Annotated in this window: 7 protein-coding genes; 5 read left to right on the plus strand and 2 right to left on the minus strand. The window is 61.5% G+C overall.

Going from position 1 to position 8,928, the window contains the following annotated elements:
* Positions 1 to 963, minus strand: a 963-nt coding sequence (locus AB4Z11_RS13840) for a GAF domain-containing protein (protein ID WP_442025827.1), incomplete at its 3' end; no start/stop codon positions are given.
* A 7-nt stretch (positions 964 to 970) separates the two neighbouring features.
* The gene (locus tag AB4Z11_RS13845) at positions 971 to 1,864 is read right to left on the minus strand and encodes an MBL fold metallo-hydrolase (protein ID WP_442025828.1); all 894 of its coding nucleotides are present in this window, start codon (positions 1,862 to 1,864) and stop codon (positions 971 to 973) included.
* 178 nt (positions 1,865 to 2,042) lie between these two features.
* Here AB4Z11_RS13845 and AB4Z11_RS13850 point away from each other — a divergent pair, with 178 nt between their 5' ends.
* From AB4Z11_RS13850 to AB4Z11_RS13870, 5 genes are all read left to right on the plus strand, one after another.
* Complete coding sequence (locus AB4Z11_RS13850; protein WP_442025829.1) at positions 2,043 to 3,659, plus strand: HD domain-containing phosphohydrolase; 1,617 nt, start codon at positions 2,043 to 2,045, stop codon at positions 3,657 to 3,659.
* Positions 3,659 to 5,911, plus strand: coding sequence for a CHASE2 domain-containing protein (locus tag AB4Z11_RS13855; protein WP_442025830.1), 2,253 nt, complete (start codon positions 3,659 to 3,661; stop codon positions 5,909 to 5,911). Before AB4Z11_RS13850 ends, AB4Z11_RS13855 begins: the two co-directional genes overlap by 1 nt.
* 127 nt (positions 5,912 to 6,038) lie before the next feature.
* Positions 6,039 to 6,689, plus strand: a complete 651-nt coding sequence (locus AB4Z11_RS13860) for a hypothetical protein (protein ID WP_442025831.1) — start codon at positions 6,039 to 6,041, stop codon at positions 6,687 to 6,689.
* Between the two features lie 165 nt (positions 6,690 to 6,854).
* On the plus strand, positions 6,855 to 8,411 hold the full coding sequence (locus AB4Z11_RS13865) for a ShlB/FhaC/HecB family hemolysin secretion/activation protein (protein WP_442025832.1): 1,557 nt from the start codon (positions 6,855 to 6,857) through the stop codon (positions 8,409 to 8,411).
* A gap of 10 nt (positions 8,412 to 8,421) precedes the next feature.
* Positions 8,422 to 8,928, plus strand: a 507-nt coding sequence (locus AB4Z11_RS13870; protein WP_442025833.1) for a two-partner secretion domain-containing protein, incomplete at its 3' end; no start/stop codon positions are given.

Raw genomic sequence — 8,928 nt, forward strand, 5'->3', positions numbered from 1 at the left:
GTACACCACTTTCGACCGTGGGAAGATCTGGTTGACGATGCGGGTCTGCATGATGCGCTCGGGATCGATCGTCATCACGTGCAGGCCGTCCTTGTTCTCGTCCAGCGGCAGCCAGCCGGATTCCTCAATGTACTGGCGCTTGAGGTTCTTCAGCAGATCGATTGGTTTGACGCGATCGCCTTTGTAGGGCTCATACGGCACGTGATAGAAGCGCGCCAGCGAAGCGCCGATGGCGGGCAGCTTGACGCTGAACTCGTCCAGCAGCACGTCTTCCACGCGCATATCCTTCTTGCGCGCGGATCGCACCGCCAGTTCCAGCTCCGGCCCCGCCAGTACGGCATCGGTCACCAGGCCGTCGTAGCGCGTGCGCACCTGCGCCGCCGGCTTCAGGCGCTGGCACAGCGCCACCGACAGTGTTTCGCACAGCTCGCGCACGCCTTCCGCCGCCAGTTGCGGGAAAGGACCGCCGCCGCGGTGGTTGATGAACTGGACCACGCCCAGCAGCTCATTGCTGGATTCCGCGATCAGCGGCGCCACCAGCATTTCGCGGGTACGGTAGCCGGTGCGCTGATCCACACCCTGCTGGAAGTGCAGATCCGGCGAGATGCGCTTCAGTTCCGCCGTGTCGTAGACGTCGGCGATATTCAGCGTCTGGTGGGTGAGGGCGACAAAGCCCGCAATGCTGCTGGGCGTAACGGCCAGCTTCAGATCACGGAAGGTGGTCAGGCCCGTCTTCACCTTGGAGACGATGTAGTCCTTTTCGTAATCCATCGCGTACAGCGTGAAGCGGTCGCAATTCAGCAGGTCGCAGAATTCCATGCCCAGGTCGAGCATGATTTCGTCGATATTGCTGGTGGCGTGGATCTTGGTCGTTACGGCCTGCAGCTTGCGGAAGAAAGCCAGGCGCTGTGCGGTTTCACTACGCAGTGGAGTTTCGGGAGTGTCGAGATCGGCGTCGCTCATTTTGCTTTTACAGAACTACTTCCAGTCCTTCATAAGCCAGGAAAACCTGGAGTCCGTTGAGCTGGGATTGGTAGCGCGCCATCACTTCCGCGAACACGGCTTCCAGCTCGTCGTCGCTGCGGGTAGGTTCGTGATGAGTGCAGTAAAGCTTTTTTGCGCCGGCGCGCAGGGCAATGGCCAGTGCGGAGTCGAACGTGCCGTGGCCCCAGCCGACTTTGGAAGGATACTCCTCGCGCGTGTAGGAGCAGTCCATTACCAGCACGTCCACGCCGCGGATCAGTTCATCGATGGCCGAGGTGCGCTGTTCCACATGTTGCTGGAACACGGCATGCTCGGGGTGATCCGCCGGATAGATATTGAACAGGGGCTCGTGGTCGCCAGAAAAGAACATGGACTTGCCATTGCAATCGATGCGGTAGCCCAGGTCGGTGACCGGATGGCTCATCACCACATTGCTGACCAGCGCGTCGCTCACCGGTACCGGCTCGCCCACGGTCAGAGTGCGGTATTCGATGGTGGCGTCCATCTGGGTTTCGCTGACGGGGAAGTAGCTGTTCTGCAGTTGCACGCCCATCACATGTTCCACGCCTTTGCCGGTGTCCGGATCGGTGGCGCCGTGCAGGCGCACGCGGCTGCCCTTGATGAACAGCGGCGAAAAGAAGGGCAGACCATGGATATGGTCCCAATGGCTGTGGGTGATGAAAATATTCGCTTCGATAGGACGTTTGCCCGAGGCGACCAGGGATTGCGCCAAGGGGAAAATGCCGGTACCGCCGTCGATGACAATCAGGGTGTCGTCATCGGTGCGCACTTCGATGCAGGTGGTATTGCCGCCGTAACGCACCGTGCGCGGGCCCGGCGAGGGGATGGAACCACGCACCCCCCAGAATTTGAATTTCATCGATCAAAGTCCCTAGTATTCGCTCTCGTATTGCCTTGCTGCTAATGGTAGTGATTGATGTAGCAAGTGCAACTAAATCCCTGCGATGATAGCGTTTTTTCACAGGTTCCGGACCGATTTTCCACATTTGCGGGCGTTGCAATATACAACCGTTTGCTCAGGAGATACACTTTCGGCCATGGAACACCTGACTCTGACCCAAATCACCCAGCGGCTGGAACAGCTGACGGAACTGAGCGTCGCCCTGGGCGATGTGCGCGACATCGATCTGCTGCTGGAGCGCATCCTGCTTGTGGCGAAGGGCATGACCCATGCGGATGGCGGCACCCTGTACCGGCCCAGCGACGACCGCAGCGCCCTGTGCTTCCATATCAGCGTCAATGACAGCCTGAAAATCCGGCTGGGCGGCAGCGGCGGGCATGCCATCGATATTCCGCCCGTGCCTCTGCTGCGGGAGGACGGCGACAAGAATATGGAGTCAGTGGCCGCTTACTCGGCCAACGCCGGCAAGTCGGTGAATATCGAGGACGTGTATGAGTCCAGCGAGTTCAATTTCTTCGGCATGCGCAAGTTCGACGAGCAATTCCACTACCACTCGCAGTCCTTCCTGACGGTGCCGATGCACGACCACGAAGGCGAGCTGCTTGGGGTGCTGCAGCTGGTGAACGCGAAAAATCCGGCGACGGGCGACATCATCGCCTTCACGCCGACCGATCAGCGTTTCATCGAAGCGCTGGCCGCCCAGGCCGACGTGGCGCTGACCAATCAGCGCCTGATCGCCCAGCTGGAAGAACTGCTGGAAGCCCTGGTCAATCTGATCAACATCGGCATCGACGAAAAATCCCCTTACACCGGGCGGCATTGCCAGTTTGTGCCGATTCTGACCATGATGCTGGCGGAAGCGGTGCACTTGACGGAAGAAGGTCCGCTGGCCGGTTTCAGCATGACGGACGGCGACCGCAAGGAACTGTGGCTGGCCGGTCTGCTGCACGATTGCGGCAAGATCACCACGCCGGTTCACGTGGTCGACAAGGCCACCAAGCTGCAAACCATTTATGACCGCATCGGCCTGATCGACACCCGCTACGAAGTGCTGATGCGCGACGCCGAAATCCGCGCGCTGCGCAATCAGCTGGATGGCGGTGACCCTGCGGCTATCCGCGACCGGCTGGAAAAGGAACTGGCCACACTGCGCGAGGAGCGCGACTTCCTGCGCCAGGCGAATATTGGCGGCGAGGGCATGAAGCCGGAAGACCAGCAGCGCGTGCATCAGATCGCGGCGCGGCGCTGGGTGAATCCGGACGGCGCGGAGCAGCCCTTCCTCAGCGAGGAGGAAGTGAGCAACCTGACCATCCGCTTCGGCACCCTGACCGACGATGAGCGCAAGATCATCAACAACCACATCGTGATGACGGTGCGCATGCTGGAATCGCTGCCGTGGCCCAAGCATCTGCAGAACGTGCCGGAATATGCGGGCGGCCACCACGAACGCATGGATGGCAAGGGCTATCCGAAAGGCTTGCGCAAGGAAGAGATGTCGGTGCCGGCGCGCGTGATGGCGATCGCCGATATCTTTGAAGCGCTGACCGCGCGCGACCGCCCGTACAAGAAGGGCAAGATGCTGTCCGAGTCGCTCGACATCCTCGGTAAATTCAGCCTGAACGGCCATATCGATCCCGACCTGTTCGATATCTTTATCCGCAAGAAGGTCTATCTGGAATTCGCGCGCAAGCATATGGACCCACGCCAGATCGACGAGATCGACGAGTCGCGTATTCCGGGCTACACGCCTTGATGCGCAAGCTGCTTGCCCGCCACGGCGCGCGCTGGCTGATCGGCCTTGTGCTGACGGGCCTCGCCGCGCTGCAACTGGCGGGGCAGCTGCATTCCGAGTCCATCGAGCGCATGGACACCTTTTTCTCCGGCTTGCGCATGCGGCTGGACAAGCCGGAAATCGATCCGCGCATCGTGATTGTCGATATCGATGAACGCAGCCTGGCCGAAGTGGGGCGTTTCCCCTGGAGCCGCGACAAGCTGGCGCAACTGGTGCAGCAGCTCACGCAGCACTACCAGGCGGCGGCGGTGGGCTTCGACATTTCCTTCCCCGAGCCGGACACCAGTTCCGGTTTCAATGTGCTGCAACGCCTGTCGCAGCGCGAGCTGAAAGATGTGCCGGGCCTGCAGCATCAGCTGGACCAGCTCGAACCGCAGATGGATTACGACGGCCTGTTCGCCAAGGCGATGGAAGGGCAGCCGGTGGTGCTGGGTTATAGCGTGTCCGGCGCTCAGCGCAAGGGCGTGTTGCCCAAGCCTGCGTTCACGGTCGATTCGCTGAATGGCCGCACGCTGGACGCTTACCGCATCGACGGCTATGAAGCGAACATCCCGCGTCTGCAGCAGGCGGCACAAGGCGCGGGCATCTTTACCGCGCTGCCGGATGCGGACGGCGTGGTGCGCAGCTCGGCGCTGCTGCAGCGCATCGGCGATGGCTACTATCCGACGCTGTCCCTGGCCACGGTCGCCACGGCCCTGCGTGCGCGCGCCATTGCGCCGCTGTGGGAAGGCACGGTCGACACGCTGAGCGAGGCGCAGCGCAAAAGCGGCGGGCTGGATGCGATCGCCCTGTTCCATCCGGAGGGCAGCGTGCGCATTCCTGTCGGGGAAGGCCTGACAGCCGTAGTCGAATTCCGTGGACGCGGTGGGCCGCAGGGCGGGGCCTTCAGGTACGTGTCCGCCGTCGATGTGCTGAAGGGACGTGCCGATCCGAAGCTGCTGGAAGGGACGATTGTCCTTGTCGGCACCACGGCGCCGGGCCTGAATGATTTGCGGGCCACGCCGGTGAATGCGGAATATCCCGGAGTGGAGATCCATGCGAACCTGATCAAGTCCATCCTCGACCAGAGTTTCAAGGCAAGGCCGGATGTGGCGACAGCGCTGGAAGTGATCCAGGTGCTGGTACTGGGCATCGCGTTGACGCTGGCGCTGCCGGTGATGGCGCCGGCCTGGTCGATCCTGCTGTCGGTGGCTGCCGCGATGGGCGCGGGCGCTGTCAATCTCTACTTCTACAATCACTACGATGCAGTGCTGAAGCTGGCGACCATCCTGCTGCTGGTGCTGGGCCTCTTCATCTTCAACCTGGCCTGGGGTTACTTCTTCGAGGTGCGGCGGGGCAGGGCACTGGTGTCGCGCTTCGGCGAATACGTGGCGCCGGAGCTGGTGGCCGAAATGGCCGAGGACCCGGAAAAATACAATATGGATGGCGAGAGCCGCGAACTGACCGTGATGTTCGTGGACGTGCGCGGCTTCACCACCATCTCCGAAGGCCTGACGCCGAAGCAGCTGCGTGAGTACATCAATCTCTATCTGACGGCGATGTCGGAAGATATCCGCGACAGCCACCGCGGCACGCTCGACAAATACATCGGCGACGCCGTGATGGCCTTCTGGGGCGCGCCAGTTGCTTTCACGGACCATGCCAGCCGCGGTGTGGCGACGGCGCTGAAAATGCAGCAGAGCGCGGCGCGGCTGAATGAAGACTTCATCAAGCGCGGCTGGCCTGAACTGAAGATCGGCATCGGCCTGAACTCCGGCCTGATGCATGTGGGCGATATGGGYTCCAGCATCYGCCGCGCTTACACGGTGATGGGCGACGCGGTGAACCTGGCCTCGCGCCTGGAGGGCATTACCAAGGTCTACGGCGTGGGCATTACTGCCGGCGAAGCGACGCGCTCAGCAGCGCCGGAATTCGCCTGGCGCGAACTGGATCTGGTGCGCGTGAAGGGAAAGAACGAACCGGTGGCCATTTTCGAACCGGTCGGACTGGATAGCGAGATGGACGCGGCCACGCGCGATGAACTGCGCGACTGGCATGCAGCGCTGGCGCATGTGCGCGCCCAGTGCTGGGACGAGGCGGACGCGGCGCTGGCTGAGCTACAGGCGCGCCAAAACCGCCTCCTGTATGCGCTGTATGTCAAGCGCGTCGCGTTCTATCGTGAACACCCGCCCGGCGAGCGTTGGGACGGCGTCACWACCTTCGAAACAAAATAGGAAGCACTCAACTTTGCAAGCCTCAGCGGGCGTACAATAATCCTATCCTTTCAGCGAACTCACACTATACTGAAAGTAACGAGAGTTGCTCTGAATCTAGGCAAGTTGCATTGCCGGGAGAGCTGAAATGAAGTCCTGTGGCGTATCGATCGTGGCCGGGATCGCGTTTGCGTCGGCCTTCGGAACCGTTGCGGCAGCACAGCCGTACTCGGACACACCCAAACCGCGGACGAGCCCTTCAGCGCCTGCTTCCCCCCTTACTTTCGACATCGCCGCCTACCAGCGTTCGTCCGCCGATTTTCCCGGTCCGCCCACTAGCAATATCACCCTGCGCCTGGCCGCCACACTGACTCAATCGCTGCCGCGCGACTGGCTGGTCAGTGCCAGCGTCAGCACGCAGTACGGGACGGACAACCTGACCCAGCAGGAAATCCTGGCGCCCGCCGCTTCGACCAGCCTCGCTTTGATGACCAAGCGCGACTATTTGCGCGACGGCGGCTTTGCACAGAGCGTTGAGCTGCACACGCCCAATCTCTGCGCCGCCTGGCTGTACACCTGCCGGGCGATCATGTTCTACGACCGTAATTACATCCGCTACAACCGCGATTACGGCGGCACCCTGCGTAGCGGATCGATCGGCAGCGTCGGCATCGGCATGCGCATGCAAGTCAGACGAAACATGAATCTTCAACTCGACGCCGGCCGCGTCACCCGCAACAGCCAGATGCCGGACGATGCCCGCGCCCGGGTCAGTCTGCGCCTCGGCTACAACTTCTAAGTCCCGCAAACCCGCATTTCCGCACGAACGAGCGTTAATTTTTGCTCGAAAATTGTGTCTTTTCGGAATAAAATTTCCGACTTGCATTAGTTAATCGAAAGTTTCCCTGCATAAATGCGGGATAATGCAGGGTGCCGTTTCCCATCTAACAACAATACTCCATTTATGAAATACCGCCTGGCCGCCTTGCTTGCCACGTCCCTATTTGCGTCCGCCGCTTTGGCGGAGGATGTGATTCGTTTCGATATCAGCCGCTTTGAGGTGCAGGGCAACACGCTGCTGCCGCCCGCAGAGGTGGATCGCGTTGTCGCCGCTTACGCAGGCAAGAACCGCGACTTCGGCGACGTGCAGCGCGCGCTGGAAGCGCTGGAAGCCGCATATCGCGAGGCGGGCTACAGTGTGGTCAAGGTCGAACTGCCGGAACAGGAACTGGACCGCGGCGTGGTGCGCCTGAAAGTGGTGCAGACCAGGATCGGCCGCGTCACCGTCAAGAACAACCGCTATTTCGACGAAGCCAATATCCGCCGCAGCCTGCCGGACCTGGAGGGTGGCAAGACGCCCAATCTGAACCGCATCTCCAACGAGCTGAAACTGGCCAACGAGAACCCGTCCAAAAAAGTCACCATGAAGCTGCAAAGCAGCGAACAGGATGACGAGGTGGATGCGGCGCTCGATGTGAGCGATGAGAACCCATGGAAGGCCATGCTCAATGCCGACAATACCGGTACCGCGCAGACCGGCCGCACCCACGTTGGCGTCGTGCTGCAGAACGCGAACCTGTTTGGCCTGGACCACGTGGCCAGCCTGCAGTACACCACGTCGGCGCAAGAGCCGAGCCGCGTGAAGGTGTATGCAGCGGGCTACCACATTCCGCTGTACGCCCTGGGCGATTCGCTGGACTTCTTCGCCAGCTACTCGAATATCGATTCCGGCACCGTGACGGCGGGCGTGTTCAATCTGGCCGTGAGCGGCAAGGGCGCCGTCTATGGCGCGCGCTACACACAAAGCCTGGCCAAGCGCGGCAACTACGAATCCAAGCTGCAGTACGGCATCGACTACAAGGCCTTCAAGAACAGCGTAGTGCTGCTGGATCAGGAGCTGGGTAATAACGTGACGGTGCATCCCATCAGCGTGAGCTATATGGGCAGCTGGACCCAGCCGAACAGCGAAACGGGCTTCCAGGCGACCTTGCTGCGTAATATCCCCGGCGGTTCGCGCGGCGGCCAGGAAGACTTCACCCGTGCCCGCGTGGGCGCGAAAGACAGCTACACCATCCTGCGCCTGGGCGGCAGCTACACCCGCGTGCTGCCGGCGGACTGGCAGGCGCGCGCCATCGTCAACGGCCAGCTGACCAGCGATGCGCTGATTCCGGGCGAGCAGTTCGGCGCGGGTGGTGCATCGTCGGTGCGCGGCTTCAACGAGCGTGAGATTTCCAGCGATGTGGGCGCGGGCAGCAATCTGGAGCTGTACACCCCCAACGTCTGCGGCGGCAACTGGCAGTGCCGCGCGCTGGCTTTCTACGACGCGGCCTGGATCAAGCGCCGCCATGCGCAAGCGGGTGAGCTGGAGAGCACCAATATCGCCAGCGCCGGCCTGGGCCTGCGTGTCCTGCTGTCGACCAACGTTAATCTGCAACTGGACTACGGTCATGTGACCCACGCCGGCGCCACCGGGCGCGATGGCGAGGACCGCGTGCACGTGCGTCTCGGCCTTTCTTATTGAGGCAACCACCATGAACCGACAAGATCAATACAAACTGCAGCGCAAGCTGCTCGTGGCGACGATCGCGGCCTGCTTCGGCTCGGCCCACGCGAATCCGGTAGCGCCGCAGGTCGTGGCAGGCCAGGCGGCGTTCAGCCAACAAGGCAATGTGTTCTCGATTACGAACACGCCGAATACCATCATCAACTGGCAGAGCTTCTCGGTCGGCCAGAACGAGATTACGCGCTTCATCCAGCAGAACGCGGACAGCAAAGTCCTGAACCGCATCACGGGCCAGGACCCCAGCCAGATCCTCGGTTCGCTGCAATCGAACGGCAAGGTATTCCTGATCAATCCGAACGGCGTCCTGTTCGGCAAGGATTCGCGCATCGATGTGAATGGGCTGGTGGCGTCGAGCCTGAACATTTCCAATGCCGATTTCCTGGCAGGGAAAAACAACTTCAAGGCTGACGGCGTAGCGGGCAAGGTGGAGAACCAGGGCCACATCACTACGCCACAAGGCGGCCAGGTGTACCTG

This window comes from Pseudoduganella sp. RAF53_2 (assembly GCF_052113985.1).
GTDB lineage: Bacteria > Pseudomonadota > Gammaproteobacteria > Burkholderiales > Burkholderiaceae_D > Rugamonas.

Excerpts from the sequence above, each read along its gene's own strand:
- AB4Z11_RS13850 (WP_442025829.1), top strand. The coding sequence starts at position 2,043 with ATGGAACACCTGACTCTGACCCAAATCACCCAGCGGCTGGAACAGCTG.
- AB4Z11_RS13860 (WP_442025831.1), top strand. The coding sequence starts at position 6,039 with ATGAAGTCCTGTGGCGTATCGATCGTGGCCGGGATCGCGTTTGCGTCG.
- AB4Z11_RS13845 (WP_442025828.1), bottom strand. The coding sequence starts at position 1,864 with ATGAAATTCAAATTCTGGGGGGTGCGTGGTTCCATCCCCTCGCCGGGC.
- AB4Z11_RS13865 (WP_442025832.1), top strand. The coding sequence starts at position 6,855 with ATGAAATACCGCCTGGCCGCCTTGCTTGCCACGTCCCTATTTGCGTCC.